Genomic DNA, 18783 nt, shown 5'->3' on the forward strand with positions numbered 1-18783 from the left:
TTTTTTACTTAAAATAGTGGATTGTAAATACGTAGGAAAAATATTATACTATTTAAAGCGAAACACATATAAAAGTTAAAAATATTATAGTAAGTAAGAAACTATAATAACAATAAAAAGTGAGGTAAAATTATGGGTAGAATGTTTGGGACCGATGGAGTTAGAGGAATTGCAAATACAGAATTAACAGCAAGGATAGCATATGATCTTGGAAGAGCAGGTGCATATGTATTAACAGAAGGAGCTCATAAGCCTAAGATATTAGTTGCTAAGGATACAAGAATATCAGGAGATATGTTAGAATCAGCATTAATAGCAGGTATATTATCAGTTGGAGCTGAAGCGGTAGTACTTGGAGTAGTACCAACGCCAGCTGTTGCATATTTAACAAGAAAATATGGAGCTGATGCAGGAGTTATGATTTCGGCATCACATAATCCAGTAGAATATAATGGTATCAAATTTTTTAATGATCAAGGATACAAGCTTTCAGATGAATTAGAAGATGAAATTCAAAGAGTCATTGAAAGTGATTTTGAAGGAGTTCCAAATCCAACAGGTACAGATTTGGGAAGAGAAACAATTGAAGTATCAGCTTTAGATGATTATATAGAATTTGCCGAAGAAACTATACCATATAGTCTTAAAGGGTTAAAGATAGCATTAGACTGTGCAAATGGTGCTTCTTATAAGGCTTCAGTAAAAGCATTTAGAGAATTGGGTGCTGATGTATTTGTAATAAATGATAATCCAGATGGAACAAATATAAATGAAAATTGTGGATCAACACATCCAGAAGAATTAATGGAATATGTAGTAAAGAAAAAATGTGACATGGGATTTGCCTTTGATGGAGATGCAGATAGATGTTTAGCAGTAGATGAAAAAGGTAACCTAATTAATGGTGACTTTATCTTAATGTTATGTGCAAAATATTTAAAGGAACTTGGAAAATTAAAGGACAATACATTAGTTGTAACTGTAATGAGTAATTTAGGGTTAGATATTGCATGTAAGAGAGAAGGAATCAATCTAGTAAAAACTAGTGTTGGAGATAGATACGTTCTAGAAGAAATGGTTAAAGAAAAATATGTTTTAGGTGGAGAACAATCAGGACATGTTATCTTCTTAAACTATAATTCAACTGGAGATGGATTAGTTACAGCGCTTCAAATTGCAGGTATAGTTAAGAAGAAAGAAACTCCATTATCAGAATTATGTTCAATAATGAAGGAGCTTCCACAAGTATTAGCAAATGCTACAATTCCAAATGATAAAAAGGATTTATATTTAACTGATGAAGAAATTCAAGGTGAAATAAAGAAAATAGAAGATGCTTTAAATGGTGTTGGAAGAGTTCTTATAAGACCTTCTGGAACAGAACCATTAGTTAGAGTTATGCTTGAAGGTGAAGATCAAGACGAAATAGACAAGATGGCTCACGGTTTAGCAGAATTAATTGAGAAGAAGTGCAACTAAGATTAAATATTATATTAGTATCACAAATTGGACATTAATTAGCATAAGAAAATAAAAACATTAAATATATTGAATATTACAGAGGAATTCTATTAAAATAGGGTTCCTCTAAATTATACATAAAAAGGCAGGAGATAGCTTTATATGAAGAACAAAAACGATATACATAATAATAAAATATATATAGGTTCAACATACATAACAAATTTTTTTGTTACAAATTTTTGGTTTTTAGTAATGATATCACCTTTAATTTTATATATTTATAAATTCGAAGGTAATCTTTCTATGCCTATAATTCTATTACTTTCAATTTTAATGGGACCAGCAGTTACCACACTTTTTTCCATAATGGGTAAACTTTTAAGAGAAGGTGAAGTAGCACCAACCAAAGATTTTTTTCGTTTATACAAAATAAATTTTCTACAGAGTTTATTAGTTGGAATAATATTAAATATAGGGATTAGTGTAGCTTATTTTGACATGGAGTACTTTGGATATTCTGGAAATCAGATTTTTTCATTATTTTTCATGATATTGTTGACTTTAGTGATACTTTTAGCCATGTACATTTATCCTATTATATCTAGATACAATATAAGAATTGGATATTTATTTAAGCTTTCAATAACTTTATTAATAAAAAAGATATATATAAGCATAAGTTGTATATCTATAATTATTATAGTATTTGGAATTCTCAGAATTACTAGGTTATCTTTAATAGCATTATTATTTGGGTCAAGTATAATATGTTATCTGATAATGAAAATTCAAAGAAAAATGATTGATGAATTGGAAGATGAAATAAAAGAAAAATATAATGTTTAAAGAAAGTTTGAAAAAATAAATGATCATTAATGAAAAGCAGCCTTAATATTAATCAATATTAAAGCTGCTTTTTAAGCTTATTTATATATTACTGTTATTGAAAGAGTGTTGGATTTTAATTGTTGTGACGATATTCTTTCGGTGATAAGCCTATTGTTTTTTTGAATTGCCTTGAAAAATAATTACTATCATCAAAGCCACTTTCATAAGCTATATCTGAAATTTTAAGTGTGCTTTTTCGTAACAATAAGCATGCATGTTGAATACGAAGATTAATTATGTAATTCATAGGAGAGGTTTTATAATTTTCTTTGAAAATTCTATTAAAGTGTCTTATTGAAAGGTTTGCTTTGTTTGCTAAATCATTTAAACTAATCTGCTCTAGAAAATTATTTTCCATATATGATATGGCTTTTGCTATATTTATAATATTATCTTCTGTTTCTAAGCTAAGAAGATTATATTGCCTGGATAAAAAAACTACTAACGCCATAAAATGAGAATAAATCATTGTTTGAAATCCTTGTTGACGATCATTATATTCCTTAATGATATTAAAGATAATTTCTTTTACTTTTTCATATTCTGAAAGTGTTAAATGAAGTTTGCTTTTGAAATTATGTTTCTTTACTAAAAAGGGTTCAATAACAAAAAGGGATTGATAGCCTGAGGATTTTTTTAAGTCATTACCTACTTCGTGCAAATGTTCTGGCTTATACATTATATTGCAAATTTTTAAATTGTAAGTATTAATGTAGCCATGGGAGGTATCACCATTAATCACAAATACATCTCCTTTTTTTATAAAATATTCTTCTGAATTGACAATGTGATTTGCTGTACCATTTAACACAATTACTAATTCAGAAAAATCACAATGATAGTGAACAGGCATGTCTGTATCATGTTCTCCATACTGTATAAAAAAAGGGAAGTTATCTTCTTGGCTAAAATAGTGTAGGTACATATATTCCATTTAATACACCTCATGTAATAATTAAAATTTATATGGATACAAAATTTTTATGTCTATATAATGCTATTTATAGGCTGAAAAGTCAAGGAATACTTAGTGGTTATATATTATAATTCTTTAAAAATAAGTAGTTAGTGATCGTAAAAGGTGATCATGAAAGGATGATAATATTATGAGGTTTATAAAAGCAGATACTAATATAGTAAAAGGCAAACATAATAAAATGTTTAAAGAATGTGTAGGATGTGGACGTGCTTATGAAGGACTTTTAGCAGAGCAACAGAGACATATGAAAATTGTTAGCAGTGAATGTGGCTTTAAGTATTTAAGATTTCATGGATTACTACATGATGATATGGCTGTGTATAGTGAGGATAAACAAGGAAATCCTATTTATAATTGGCAATATATAGATTTACTATATGATTATATTTTAAGCATAGGAATGAAGCCTTTTGTAGAATTAGGATTTATGCCTCTAGCATTAGCTAGTGGTACTGAGACAGTATTTTGGTGGAAGGGCAATGTAACACCACCGAAATCCTATGATAAATGGGAAAAGTTAATATATGAACTTGTAAAGCATTTTACAAGAAGATATGGACAAGAAGAAGTAAGTCAATGGTATTTTGAAGTTTGGAATGAGCCTAATCTGAGTGGATTTTTTACTGGAAGTATGGAGGAGTATTTTAAACTTTATGAAGTTACTTCAAAAATAATTAAAAGTGTATCTGGTGATTACAAAGTTGGAGGACCAGCTACTGCCGGATGTGGTTGGGTAACTGAATTTATAGAATTCTGTTATAAAAATAAAGTTCCAGCTGATTTTGTTTCAACACATACTTATGGGGTAGATGGATTTTTAGATGAATTTGGAGTTCAACAGCTTTTCATTGATCCTAAGCCTGGAGCAATAAGTGATGATGTAATTAAAGTACATGAACAAGTTAAAGCATCACCTATGCCAGAATTAGAAATACATTTTACTGAATGGAGTACATCATATTCACCTAATGATCCTATTCATGATTCATATCACTCAGCAGCGTATATATTATCTAAAATAAAGAAATGTGAAGAGAAGGTAAATTCAATGTCATATTGGGTGTTTTCTGATATTTTTGAAGAACCAGCTCCACCTAAAACACATTTTCATGGTGGATTTGGTATGTTAAATGTACAAGGACTAAAAAAACCTTCTTTCTTTGCTTACAAGTATTTGAATCAATTAGGAGAGCTAGAATTGAAATGTAATGATGAAAATGCATGGGTGTGTAAAAATGATAAAGGCGTTCAGATTTTATTATGGGATTATACACATATTGAGCAAGATAATATTCCGAATCAAACATTTTATAAAAAAGATTTACCAGCCATTCCAGCTGAAAAGACTCAGTTATGTTTATGTAACTTGAAATCTGGAAAGTACATGTTATCAGTGTATAGAGTAGGGTATAAGAAAAATGATGTATATACTGAATTTTTAGATATAAATTATAGTGGTACAATGTCAAAGGAACAGGTTGAAATATTAAATTCTAAAACAACAGGACTGCCTGTTATACAAAAGTATATTACAATTGAGGAAGGAATAGATTTTATATATGATATAGACATGAGGCAGAATGATGTTTATCTGATAAACATACAATTAATGTAACTCTAGATTATACTTAATTCTTACTTGGAGTAGAGAAAAAGATTAAAGCAGAATCTAATATTTTGCTTTAATTTTTTTGACTTCATTTTGTTAGTGCATTGTTTTCATAAGATATATAAATTTATAGGTATTTATAATAAAGCATAAAAACTTAAAAAAGCTGCAATAGGCATTATAACTTGAGTTTTGAATTTGGTTCTTTAAAAAGTTATGTTTTTATATGGAAATAACTCTAATTTTTATATGAAAACATATACACTTTTATGGGTATTTGAAAATAAAAAATAATATTAATATATCGATAGGAATTTAGTATGGAGGTAGCAAAAGATGCAAGTCTCAGTTAATGATGCAGAAAACGCAATACAAGTTAAAAAAGAAAAGAAAATTTCATGGAAAATAATAAAGAAACAAAGATTCTTAGTATTTATGTCTCTGCCTTTTGTTATTTGGATAATAGTATTCAAGTATTTACCACTATTTGGGTGGCTCATGGCATTTCAAGATTATAAACCTGGTAAATCTATCTTTAATCAAACATGGGTAGGGTTTAAACATTTTAAGGTGTTATTTAATGAACCACAATTTTATCAGTCGTTGCAAAATACTTTAGGGATGAGTATATTAGGCCTTGTATTCGGTACAATAAGTGCGATAGCGTTTGCCTTATTATTAAATGAATTAAAAAACGCAAAATTTAAGAAGTCAATTCAGACTATATCATATTTACCGCATTTTATATCATGGGTGGTTGCAGCTAGTATAATCACAAGTATGCTTGCACCAAGCGGAATTGTAAATCAAATATTAGTAGGTTGTCATATAATAAATGAACCTATATCATTTTTATCAAATCCAAATTTTTTCTGGGGAATAGTTACGAGTAGTGATGTCTGGAAGGAAATGGGCTGGAATGCAATAATATATTTAGCAGCAATAACTTCTATAGATCCAGAATTATATGATGCGGCAAAAGTTGATGGAGCAAGCAGGTTTAGACAAATAATTAGCATAACGTTGCCGTCAATTAAGCCAGTAATAATAGTATTACTAATAATGAGTATAGGAAACTTATTAAATATAGGTTTTGAAAAACAAATGTTACTTGGAAATCCAATAGTTGCAGATAAATCCTTAGTAATAGATAAATATGCATTAGATTATGGTATTGGAATGTTTAGATATTCTTTTGGTACAGCTATAGGTATATTTAAATCAGTAGTTAGTATTATCTTAATAGTTATTGCAAATCAGTTAGCTAAGAAATCTGGTGAAGGTGCTTTAATTTAGCGAGAAGGTATTAAAAACTAAAAGAATTGGGAGGAAGTTTAATGAGAAGAAAAATCTCAACATTTGATGTAATATTAACAATAATAATGATAATAATTGCAGTAGTGACAATATATCCATTTCTCAATGTTTTGGCTGTGTCGCTAAATGATGCAACAGATACTGTTAAAGGCGGAATTTATGTATTCCCAAGGGAATTTACATTCCAAAATTATAAGGAAATATTTGAGGGTAGCAGTAAATTACCACAAGGTTTACTAATTTCAGTATTAAGAACTGTGATAGGAACTTTCACTGGAGTTTTAGCAAGTGCAATGGTAGCTTATACATTAAGCAGAGAAGAATTTGTATTTAATAAATTTATTACATTAATATTTGTTTTAACAATGTATGTAGGAGGAGGATTAATTCCAGAATATATGGTAATAAGAGGCCTTGGGTTGGTTAATAACTTTGCAGTATATATATTACCAGGATTAATCAGTACATTTAATGTAATTGTTATCAGGTCATTTATAAATGGATTACCACCAGCATTAAATGAATCTGCTATGATAGATGGTGCTAATGATTTTGTAATATTTACAAAAATAGTATTGCCATTATGCTTGCCAGTAATTGCAACGGTTGCTCTTTTTATAGCAGTTGGTCAATGGAATAGTTGGTTTGATACGTATCTATATGCAAGAACAAGTGATGGATTAACAACACTTCAATATGAACTTATGAAGGTTATGGGCAATGCAACAGGAAGTGCAAAAGTAGATCCGAACAGTCCTGTAGTACAAGCAGCTAGTGTTAATCCAGAATCTATAAAAATGGCAATAACTATGGTTGCAACAGTTCCAATCTTATGTGTTTATCCATTTGTACAAAAATATTTTGTTACAGGAATGACTTTAGGAGCAGTTAAAAGTTAATAAGTTTAAAATAACTATATTTAAATAAATAGTATTTTATATATTTTTTAAAACCTAAGAAAGAAGGGGAAAATTTATGAAAAAGCGCAAGATTTTATCAGTTATACTTTCAGTTACTTTATTAGCTTCACTTGTAGTTGGATGTGGAAGCGGAAAAAAAGAATCGGCTGTAAGTTCAAACAGTAATCAAATGGATAAGACACCAATAACTTTAACTATGTTTACTGTAGATTCGGCAGAAGATATGCCCTTTGATGATGAAGTAGCAAAGAAAATAACAGAACTTACAGGAGTTACATTAAAAATATCACACCCAGTTACAGCAGGAGATTTGCAAGCTGTACCATTAATGATAGCAAGTGGAGAATATCCAGATTTGATTTTTGCTAAAGGAGATACAGGTAAATTAGTTGATGCTGGAGCAATTATTAAACTTGATGATTATATTGAGAAAAAAGGTAAGAATTTAAAAGCATTATATGGGGATCAAATTAAGAGATTAAGAAATAGCACAGAAGATCCATCAATATATACTGTTGGAACATATGGAGTTAGTACAGCACCTTGGAATCCAGATGGAACTATGCAGTTACAACAAGCTGTTTTAAAAGAACTGGGGTATCCAAAAATTAAAACAATATATGATTATGAAAAAGCTATAAAAGATTATATTGCAAAATATCCAGAAATAAATGGTAAGAAGACAATTGGTATGACACTAATGGCCAGTGACTGGAGATGGTTAATAACTTGTGGTAATATAGCATCTGCAGCAATTGGAATTCCAGATGATGGTCAATTTAAGGTAGATGATGAAACTCAAAAAGCTACTTATAAATTCTTATTACCAGAAATTAAAGAATATTTTAAATGGTTAAATCACATGAATGCAGAAGGGTTATTAGATCCAGAATCATTTACTCAAAAAGAAGATGCATATAAAGCTAAATTAGCACAAGGTAATGTTTTAGGAATTTCAGATGCAATATGGGATTATGACACTTCAACACAATCATTACGTAAAGCAGGAATGGATGATAGAACATATGCAAGACTTCCAGTTACAGTAAATGAAAAGTATAAAGTTCAATCATTAAAAGATTATGGATTTGGTGGAGCGCCTGGTATTGCAATTTCATCTACAAGTAAAAATGCTGATAGAGCATTCCAATTTCTAGACTGGATGGCATCTGACGAAGCACAAGTGCTAGTAAACTGGGGAATTGAAGGGAAACATTATAAAGTTGAAAATGGTAAGAGAGTAGTTTTACCAGAAGTGCAACAACAAAAGAATGTCGATAAAAACTTTAAGAAAATAAGTGGTATAGGTCAATATATATATCCATTTCCTCAAAGAGGAGACGGTGCTACTGATCCAACAGGAAATGCGTATACAACTAATAGCTTAGAAACTTATATTTCAAACTATAATGAAGCTGAAAAAGCAACATTAGCTGGGTATGGAGTTAAATCATGGCCAGAGTTATTCCCACAAAGAAACGAATTAAGCGTATCAAAACATGGACAAGTATGGCAATATAATATTCCTAGTGATAGTGATATGGCTATAATTCAAAAGAAAGCCGATGATTATACTCAAAAAGCAATAACTCAAGCAATTCTTGGTAAAGAAGCAGATTTTGATGCGGCATGGGATAAGATTCAACAAGATCTTAAAGCTATGGATATTGAAAAAGTTAATGAAGGTATGAGTAAATTAACAGTAGAAAGAATTAAACTTTGGAACTAATAAATTAGTTAAAAAAATCAATTAAGGATTATATGTTAACCACATATAAAGTAATGATAATTTGAGATAGAGGATAAGCTGCAAATGGATTATCCTCTATTTCATTGTATAGGAAAATATATCCAATAAAATAAGTTGCTATAAATTTATTAAAGGATAAAACTATTAAAATTAACTTGATAGAATAATTAGATTTATATTAGGTGGTGGAATTATGAATAAGAAAACATTAGATTATGAAGCAAAGATAGAAGAAATAATAAAGGAATTAACTATAGAAGAAAAGGCAGCAATGATCCATGGCAATGGACTTTTTAGAACTGGAGGAGTTGAAAGATTTAATATACCACCAGTAAAAATGTCTGATGGACCTATGGGAGTAAGAAATGAATTCCCCGATGATAGTTGGATGCCAATAGGGAATTCAGATGATTATGTTACATATCTACCTTGTAATACAGCTTTAGCAGCAACTTGGAATAAGAATTTGGCTTTTGAAGCAGGAGTAGTTTTAGGAAATGAAGCTAGAGGAAGAGGCAAGGATATAATATTAGGACCTGGAATTAATATAGTTAGAAGTCCTCTCTGTGGAAGAAACTTTGAATATATGTCTGAGGATCCATACTTAACTGGGCAAATGGCAGTGCCTCTTATTAAAGGAATTCAGGAAAATAATGATGTTGCAGCTTGTGTAAAGCATTTTGCAGTAAATAATCAAGAAACTGAAAGACTAAATGTTGAAGTTGAAATTGATGAAAGAACCTTAAGAGAAATATATTTACCGGCCTTTGAAGCAGCAGTAAAAGAGGGAAATAGTTATTCTATAATGACTGCATATAATAAACTATTTGGTTATTATTGTTCACATAGCGAGTATTTAATTAAAGAAATACTAGAAGAAGAATGGGGCTTTGATGGTGTTGTTGTATCAGACTGGGGAGCAGTTCATGATACAGTAGAAGCAGCCGTTGCTGGTATGAATATAGAAATGAATGTAACTTATAATTTTGATGATTATTTCTTTGCAAAGCCTTTAGTAGAAGCAGTAAAAGCAGGAAAAGTAAGCGAAGAAGTAGTAGATGAAAAAATTAGAAGAATTTTAAGAATGATGTACAAGATAAATGTATTTTCAGAAGATAGAAAAAGAGGTGTTTATAATTCACCAAAGCACAGAGAAAGGACATTGGATGTTGCAAGAGAATCAATAGTTTTACTTAAAAATGAAAATAAAATACTTCCATTAAAGGATAAGAAAATAAAGACTTTAGCAGTAATAGGTGAAAATGCAAACTTAATACATTCAAATGGCGGTGGAAGTGCTGAAATAAAAGCTTTATATGAAGTGACTCCATTACTTGGAATAAAAAGTAGATTAGGTGGTAATACAGAAGTTAAATATGCAAAAGGTTATGGTCCAGATAAGACTAAGAAAGAAGTATTAATAAAAGAAGCTGTTGAATTAGCTAAAACTTCTGATGCTGTAATTATAATTGGAGGCTTAAAGCATACAAATGATGAGTTGAAGTTAGAAAACAATGCTCTTTCAGTATCAAAGGATGAAGAAATAAAGTACTATGTTGATAGTGAAGGTTATGATAAAACAGATTTAGATCTCCCTTATAACCAAGATGAACTTATTAAGAAAGTGTTAGAAGTTAATGAAAATGCTATTGTAGTAATGCTTTCTGGAGCACCAGTTAAAATGACTAATTGGATAGACGATGCTAATACAGTTGTTCAAACTTGGTATAACGGAATGGAGGGGGGAAATGCACTTGCTGAAGTGTTATTTGGAGATGTTAATCCGTCAGGTAAACTCCCTGTTACCTTCCCAAGAGAATTAGAAGATTGTCCTGCACATAAGTTAGGAGAATTCCCTGGTGGAAAGACAGTTAAATATTCAGAAGGAATATATGTTGGATATAGATATTTTGAAACCTTTGAGATAGAGCCATTATTCTGCTTTGGACATGGCCTTTCTTATACAAGCTTTCAATATGAAGCTTTAGAGGTATCAGCAAAAGAATCAGCAGAAGAGGTTGATGTAAATCTCAAATTCAAAGTTACAAATACAGGTGATAAACCAGGAGCCGAAACAGCTCAAATATATGTGAGAGATATAGAAGCATCAGTGGAAAGACCTAAATTAGAATTAAAAGGGTTTGATAAGGTTTATTTAGAAGTTGGTGAAACTAAAGAAATTGAAATTAAATTAAATAAAAAGTCCTTGGCTTTCTATGGCGTTGAAGACAAAAAGTGGATTGTTGAACCAGGAGTATTTGAAATACTTGTTGGAAGTTCCTCTAAAGATATTAGATTAAAAAAGGAATTTAACATAAATTCAAATTATAAATTTTAAATATCATAGAAGAGATTAAAGATTATAAATTTATAATAAGTATTATAGAAAAGTCTAAAAATTAATTTTTTAGACTTTTCTATACATTAAAAAACTAACTTATATATTATAAGGGGGAAGGTTAGGTGCAAAAGGAAATAAGCAAAGACAGCAGACTAAAATTGTGGTATGAAAAGCCAGCAAATGAATGGATAGAAGCACTTCCATTAGGAAATGGAAGACTTGGAAGTATGGTATTTGGAAAGGTCTCCAAAGAAAGAATTCAACTAAATGAGGATACATTGTGGACAGGTGGGCCTATAAAAAAAGAAAACTGTGGATTATTTTTAGATAATTTGGATAGGGTAAGAGAATTAATGTTTCATGGAGAATATGTTAAGGGACAAGAAATAATGAATGATAAATTACTTGGTCCATGGAATGAATCATATGTTCCTATGGGAAATTTATATTTAGATTTTGATAACCATGATGTGTATGAGGAATATAATAGAGAGTTAGATTTAGAAGAAGGACTTGTAAGAGTTAATTATAAAATAAATGGAGTTGAATTTAGTAGGACAATATTTATTTCATCACCAGATAATGCGATTATTATTAAGCTTACTGCTAGTGAAAAGGGAAAATTAACTTTTAATGCATCTTTAGATAGTCTTTTAAGATTTGAGACAAAATCTATAAATGAAAATTCAATAGTTTTAAAAGGAAAAGCGCCAATACATGCAGCACCTTCTTATACAGACGAAGAAAATCCAATTATTTATGATGAAGAAGGAAAAAGAGGAATGGATTTTCAAATTGTATTAGATGCAAAGGTTTGTAATGGGAATATAAGTTCTGAAAATGGAATTCTAAAGGTTAAAGCAGCAGATAGTGTATTAATAAAAATTATAGCTCATACAAGCTTTAATGGTTTTAAGCATGAACCTGGAACAGAAGGCAAAGATACAGATCTACTTTGCAAGGAAACTTTAGAAAAAATTAATCATAAAACATTTGAAGAGTTTTACTCAACACATTTAAAGAAATATAAAGCTTTATTTAGTAGAGTAGAGTTTAATTTAGGTCAAGACGAAAAGTACATAATCCCAACTAATGAGAGATTAGAAAAGGTTATTGAGGGTGAAGAGGATCTAGCTTTGATTCCATTATATTTTCAATATGGCAGATATCTTTTAATATCTAGTTCTAGAAAAGGAACTCAGCCAGCTAATCTTCAAGGAATTTGGAATGAGAATTTAAGGCCTGCTTGGAGTAGTAATTATACAACTAATATAAATGTGGAAATGAATTATTGGCCAGCAGAAATATGTAATTTATCTGAATGTCATGAACCTTTGTTTAAAATGATAAAGGAAATATCAGAAGTTGGTTGTGAAACAGCAAAGCTAAGATATGGCTGCAAGGGATGGACAGCAAATCATAATGTAGACTTGTGGAGGCAGACAGCACCAGCAGGAGGCAGTGTTGAATGGGCATATTGGCCTATGGCAGGAGCATGGCTATGTAGCCATCTTTGGGGGCACTATGAATTTACTCAAGATAAGGAATTCTTAAAGGAAGTTTATCCAACCATGAAGGAGGCAGCAGTCTTTTTATTAGATTGGTTAATAAGTGATGAAAATGGATATTTAGTAACTTGCCCATCAATTTCGCCAGAAAATAATTTTATTACGGAAGCTGGAGAAAAATGTTCACCAAGTATTGCAGCTACAATGGATATGGCAATTACAAGAGAGTTATTTACTAATTGTATTAAATCAATAGAGATTTTAGAGAATGACTTAGAATTTGGTGAAAAATTAAAATTAGCAAAAAAAAAATTATATCCTTATAAAATAGGAAAGCATGGTCAATTACAGGAATGGTTTAAAGATTTTGATGAATTTGAAATAGGTCATAGGCATTTATCTCATTTATTTGGACTATATCCTGGTAGTGACATAAATGAAGAAAACACAAAGGATTTCCTTGAAGCTAGTAGAGTATCTTTAGAAAGAAGATTAAGCAATGGAGGAGGTCATACAGGGTGGAGCTGTGCTTGGGTGGTTAATTTATTTGCAAGACTTAAGGATTCTAAAGCAGCATATGAATATCTAATGATTTTATTTAGGAAATTAACTTTTTCAAATCTATTTAATGTATGCCCACCATTTCAGATTGATGGAAATTTTGGAGGTACAGCAGCTATTGGAGAAATGCTTTTACAAAGTCATGAAGGATATATTAATTTACTTCCTGCTATTCCTAAAGAGTGGGAAACTGGTTCTATAAAAGGACTTAAAGCTAGAGGTGGTTTTGAAGTAGATATGGAATGGAAAAATGGAAAGCTAATCAAGGCAGAAGTTACATCAAAAGCAGGAGCGCTATGCAGGATAAAAGCAGTTAAAGATATTTCGGTTGATGTAGATTTTAAGTATATTAAAGAGAACTTAATAGAATTCTCTACAAACAAAAATGAGAAGTATAGTATTATGTTTAATTAAGTTTTATAGAAATAAATTAGTTATTTATAGTGTAAAATGAAAATTTATTTACATTTATAAGGAGAAGAATATGGTTAGTAGTATATTTATGAAAAAGGTAACTAAAGAAAAGCCAAGAAAAGTAATAAAATTTGATGAGATTTTAGATAAAATGCCTATTAAGAAAAGATTATTTACTTCATTTGTAATAATTCTAATAATTTCAAATTTAGCAAGTATATTAGGATTGGTATTCTTACAAAAAACTAATAGTGATTATAATAATGCCTTGATGAATTATGGCTTTGCACAAGGTGAAATAGGTAAATTTGGGATGGAAGTTGAAAATATTAGTGCTATAGTGAGAGATATTTTAACCATAGAAGATTCAAATGAAAAAGCTATTGCAAAGAAGAAGCTTGAAAAGAGTTTTAAGGTTATAGATGAAACATTGCCACTATTAGAAAGTAAAAGTATTTCTAAAGAAGAAGTTGATAATTTAAATAAAATAAAAGACAATGTTGAAAAATATAAAACAGTAGCAACTGAAGTTACTTCATCATCGGCCCAAGGGAAAAATGAAGATGCAATAAATACATTTAGAGTTAAAGGAAATGTACGTGCTGATGAAACTATGAGGAGTATAGGCACTCTTATGGAAACAAAAATTCAAGTAGGAAACGAATTGGCGAATAAGCTTATGGTATTAAAAATAATATCTATAATAACAATTATAATAGCCTTGGCAGCAGGAATTGGATTAACAATCTTTTTGGCTAAATATCTTTCAGGGAAAATTTCTAATCCTATAAAGGAAATGGTAGGAATATCAAAGAAATTAGCTAAGGGTAACTTAGATATTACAGTGGAGATAAAATCACAAGATGAATTTGGAGAACTAGCAGCTTCATTTTCAGAAATGATAAATAATCTTAAAGCTTATATTCAAGATTTGGCTAAGGTTTTAGGAAATATTGAAAAGGGAAATTTAGATGTTGTTACAGGTCAAAATTATGAAGGTAATTTTATTGAAATGAAAACATCTATAGATAATATAATAATCTCTTTAAATTCAATATTCCAGGAAATTAGAGAGGCATCAAGCCAAGTTAATGGAGGAGCAGAACAAGTATCAGTAACAGCGCAAACCTTATCAGAAGGAGCTGTAGAACAAACAGATTCAATAGAGGAACTTTCTTCTTTTATTCAAGAGGTAAGCGAACAGGTTAATGCTAATGCAAGAAATGCAGACACTGCTAATGATCTTTCGGTTAATTTTACTAAGATCGTTGAGAATAGTAATTTACAGATGAGTGATATGTTAAAGGCAATGGATAATATATATTTATGTTCCAGTGATATAGGCAAGATTATAAACGATATTGATGCAATTGCAGAACAAACAAATTTATTAGCTTTAAATGCTGCAATTGAAGCAGCAAGAGCAGGGGAGGCAGGGAAAGGCTTTGCAGTTGTAGCAGATGAAGTGAGAAAATTATCTGCTCAAAGTGCAGAAGCAGCTCAAAAGACAAATAAGCTTATTAAAGACTCAATTCGAGCAGTAGAAGAAGGAAAAGATCTAGCAGATAGTGCAGTAAAAAACTTATCAGAAGTGGTTAATGAGGTTAAAAAGTCAACTGAAGTTATTACTAAAATTGCAGCTGCATCAGAAGAACAAGCAAAATCAATTGAACAGATGAGCAAAAGGGTAGTTAAGATAGCGGACGTTGTTTATAGAAATTCTTCCACAGCAGAAGAAAGTGCAGCAGCAAGTGAAGAATTGGCAGCTCAGGCAGAAACCTTGAGTTCAAGGTTAAAAGATTTTAAGCTTAAGGCATCTATATAAGGAAAAGCAAAATACCATAATATATTGGTAAATTACGAAATGAACTCTTGTATGTTTTAGTTAATAATAGAACAATAAGGTGTGTATATAATCAAGCTAAACTTAATGCTAGATAAAAATTTAAATAAATATTAAATTAACATAATTTAGATTTGAAGAGGTAAGAAAATGTATAAAAAAATTGATTTAAGCGGTATATGGAGTTTTCAACTAGATGAAGAAAAGTTAGGTGCAAAAGTGCCATTTAATGATACGATTATGTTACCTGGAACAACTTCTTATTACAAAAAAGGAAAGAAAAATAATAATACTGAACTTGGTTGTTTAACCGAAGAATATAAATTTGAAGGATATGCATGGTTTTCAAAGACTATTCATATTTCAGAGGAGATTTTAGACAAGAATTGTGTTTTATTTTTAGAAAGAACACGTGTCACAACTATTTGGATAAACGGAATTGAAGTTGGAACACAAAACAGTCTTTCAACTCCACATGTTTATGATATAACAAGTTATTTAGTAAGTGGTGAAAATCTAATTACCATACTTGTTGACAATACAAATTATCCAACTAAAGGAGGTCACTTAACTTCTCCAGACACTCAAACAAACTGGAATGGTATTACAGAGAAAATAGAGTTACAAATATTTAACAAGGTATATCTAAGTGATGTGCAGATATATCCTAATATTCAAGATAAATCAGTTACCATAAAATCAAAGGTTATTGGAGCAGAAAAGGGAATTATTTCAGTTTCAGCAGTAAGCTTTAATAGTGAAAAAGAGCATAAAGCAGAAGAAAAAGAATTTGAGTTTACTTCAAATGAGGTTTCTATAAAATATTCATTGGGTGAAAATGCTTTACTTTGGGGTGAATATGAACGTAATTTATATAAGCTTGATTTAAAGCTTGTAATAGATGGTTTGATAGTTGATAAACATGAGGTTGATTTTGGTCTTCGTGATTTTAAAGGAGAGGGAGATAAATTCACTATAAATGGAACTAAAACTTTTCTTAGAGGAAAGCATGATGGATTAATATTTCCCCTAACTGGTTTTGCACCAACAACAGTTGAAGAATGGTTAAAGATATTAACTATTTCAAAATCATATGGAATAAATCACTATCGTTTTCATACTTGCTGTCCTCCAGAAGCTGCCTTTGTTGCTGCAGATATACTTGGAATTTATATGCAGCCTGAGCTTCCATTTTGGGGAACAATTACTGATGAAAATGATGAAAACCATAATGAAGAGGAGCAAAGGTTCCTTATTAAAGAGGGATTTGCTATATTGAAAAATTTCGGGAATCATCCTTCCTTTGTAATGATGTCACTTGGAAATGAACTTTGGGGAAGCAAGGACAGATTGGATTACATTTTAAAGGAATACAAAGATTATGATAATCGCCATCTCTACACACAAGGCTCAAATAATTTTCAATTTACACCAGTTATTTTAGAAAATGATGATTTCTTCTCAGGTGTAAGATTTTCAAGAGATCGTCTTTTTAGAGGTTCTTATGCTATGTGTGATGCTCCATTGGGGCATGTTCAAACTGATATGCCAAGTACCATGAAAGATTATGATGAAAATATTTCTCCAGTATTTATGGAGAAAGAAAATAATGTAAAAGGTAATTCTGATGACACAATAGAAATTCAATTTGGAACAGGAACTAAAACAGTAAAAGCAACTGATAATAGAAGGGAACTTATTCCGAATATTCCTGTAGTTTCACATGAAATTGGTCAATATGAAACGTATCCTGATTTTAATGAAATAAAAAAATACACAGGACCATTAAAGGCTAGAAACTTTGAAATTTTTAAAGAAAAACTTGAAGAAAAAGGGCTTGGAGATCTTGCTCAAAAATATTTTAAATGCTCTGGAAAACTAGCGGTTGACTGCTATAAGGAAGAATTAGAAACTGCTTTCAGATCAAAAAAGTTAGCAGGATTTCAACTTTTAGACCTACAGGACTTTAGTGGACAAGGAACTGCTCTAGTAGGAGTTTTAGATGTTTTTATGGAATCAAAAGGATTGATATCACCAGAAGAATGGAGAAGCTTTTGCTCAGATGCTGTTTTGCTAGGACGATTTGAAAAATATAATTACTTGGCAGGAGAAAGTTTTAATGCAAATATTGAACTTTGTTATTACAGGAATCTTCCATTGAATAGTTTTACACTACAATGGCAATTAAAAGATGATAATATATTATATCAAAGTGGAGAGAACTTAGTTGCTAATAGTGGTGATAAAAATTATATAGATATATGTGATATAAATATAAAAATGCCAGAAGTAACAAGTATGAAAAAACTCACTTTACATCTTCAAATAGAAGGTATGGAAATTGAAAAAAAATATGATTTGTGGATTTATCCAAAGAATATTTCCATTGATAAAGCAGAGCTAAACATATTTGATAATTTATCAGAGAAGGCAATAGAACTATTGGAAAGTGGTGAGAAAGTTATATTATTTCCACAATTAGATAGCGTTAAGAACTCAATAGAAGGTTTTTATTGTGCAGATTTTTGGTGTTATCCAATGTTTCGATCAATATCTGAAAGCATGAATAAAAAGATACCAGTTGGTACTATGGGCTTACTTATTGATAATACACATCCTGTTTTTAAGGATTTTCCTTGTGAAGAATATTCAACTTATCAATGGTGGAATATAGTTTCAAATTCACGTTCAATTATTTTAAATGATACACAAAAAGATTTCAGGCCTATAGTTCAAACAATAGATAATTTTGAACGAAACCATAAACTGGGATTGCTGTTCGAATGCAATGTTTTAAATGGTAAACTGCTAGTTTGTACTTGTGATGTAAAAAAAATTATTAATGAAATTGAAGGAAAACAGTTTTTATATAGCGTTTTTAACTACATAAGATCTAAGGACTTTAATCCTAAATTTGAAATTAACATTTCGCAACTTAAAAATATTTTAAGTTAGTTTAGAAAATCGACTTTTTTAACTGAGAAAAATTAATATTAGACTGACTAGATGAAGTTTAACTTAGAATAAAAATAGTCAAATACATTATAGCTTTTGCATTTGGATATTTTATTATTATTACTTATAGGCTTAAGTGAATTGCTTTAAAGGATTTAAACATATAAGGTTGATTAAAACATGAAAAAATTGCATTAATATAGTATACTAAATATAGTAAATTTGTTATAAAAA

11 protein-coding genes are annotated in these 18783 nt (G+C 30.0%); 10 read left to right on the forward strand and 1 reads right to left on the reverse strand.

Annotation, left to right across the window (positions count from 1 at the left end; translation table 11 throughout):
- Positions 1 to 132: 132 nt before the first annotated feature.
- Both glmM and GXK56_RS00320 read left to right on the forward strand, forming a co-directional pair.
- Positions 133 to 1479: a phosphoglucosamine mutase gene (gene glmM / locus GXK56_RS00315; protein ID WP_160683317.1), complete on the forward strand. Its 1347-nt coding sequence runs from the start codon at positions 133 to 135 to the stop codon at positions 1477 to 1479.
- A gap of 144 nt (positions 1480 to 1623) precedes the next feature.
- Positions 1624 to 2310: a DUF624 domain-containing protein gene (locus GXK56_RS00320; protein ID WP_160683320.1), complete on the forward strand. Its 687-nt coding sequence runs from the start codon at positions 1624 to 1626 to the stop codon at positions 2308 to 2310.
- 115 nt (positions 2311 to 2425) lie between these two features.
- On the opposite strand, the gene GXK56_RS00325 is transcribed toward GXK56_RS00320, so the two are convergent.
- Complete coding sequence (locus GXK56_RS00325) at positions 2426 to 3286, reverse strand: helix-turn-helix domain-containing protein (protein WP_160683323.1); 861 nt, start codon at positions 3284 to 3286, stop codon at positions 2426 to 2428.
- 172 nt (positions 3287 to 3458) lie between these two features.
- On the opposite strand from GXK56_RS00325, the gene GXK56_RS00330 reads away from it, so the two are divergent.
- The 8 genes from GXK56_RS00330 (at position 3459) to GXK56_RS00365 (ending at position 18549) form a co-directional block, all read left to right on the forward strand.
- Positions 3459 to 4946, forward strand: coding sequence for a glycoside hydrolase (locus GXK56_RS00330; RefSeq protein ID WP_160683326.1), 1488 nt, complete (start codon positions 3459 to 3461; stop codon positions 4944 to 4946).
- A 330-nt stretch (positions 4947 to 5276) separates the two neighbouring features.
- Entirely contained in the window at positions 5277 to 6236 is a 960-nt protein-coding gene (locus GXK56_RS00335) for an ABC transporter permease subunit (protein WP_160683329.1), read from the forward strand.
- Positions 6237 to 6277: 41 nt separating this feature from the next.
- A complete protein-coding gene (locus tag GXK56_RS00340) occupies positions 6278 to 7156 on the forward strand; it encodes a carbohydrate ABC transporter permease (RefSeq protein WP_160683332.1) in 879 nt (292 codons plus the stop codon).
- A gap of 76 nt (positions 7157 to 7232) precedes the next feature.
- A complete protein-coding gene (locus GXK56_RS00345) occupies positions 7233 to 8906 on the forward strand; it encodes an ABC transporter substrate-binding protein (protein ID WP_160683335.1) in 1674 nt (557 codons plus the stop codon).
- 214 nt (positions 8907 to 9120) lie between these two features.
- The gene (locus GXK56_RS00350) at positions 9121 to 11265 is read left to right on the forward strand and encodes a glycoside hydrolase family 3 C-terminal domain-containing protein (protein ID WP_160683338.1); all 2145 of its coding nucleotides are present in this window, start codon (positions 9121 to 9123) and stop codon (positions 11263 to 11265) included.
- A gap of 125 nt (positions 11266 to 11390) precedes the next feature.
- Positions 11391 to 13751, forward strand: a complete 2361-nt coding sequence (locus GXK56_RS00355; protein WP_243155958.1) for a glycoside hydrolase family 95 protein — start codon at positions 11391 to 11393, stop codon at positions 13749 to 13751.
- A 70-nt stretch (positions 13752 to 13821) separates the two neighbouring features.
- Positions 13822 to 15576, forward strand: a complete 1755-nt coding sequence (locus GXK56_RS00360; protein WP_243155961.1) for a methyl-accepting chemotaxis protein — start codon at positions 13822 to 13824, stop codon at positions 15574 to 15576.
- Between the two features lie 168 nt (positions 15577 to 15744).
- The gene (locus tag GXK56_RS00365; RefSeq protein ID WP_160683341.1) at positions 15745 to 18549 is read left to right on the forward strand and encodes a sugar-binding domain-containing protein; all 2805 of its coding nucleotides are present in this window, start codon (positions 15745 to 15747) and stop codon (positions 18547 to 18549) included.
- Positions 18550 to 18783 lie beyond the last annotated feature (234 nt).

The sequence above is a fragment of the Clostridium sp. C2-6-12 genome (assembly GCF_009928485.1).
GTDB lineage: Bacteria > Bacillota > Clostridia > Clostridiales > Clostridiaceae > Clostridium.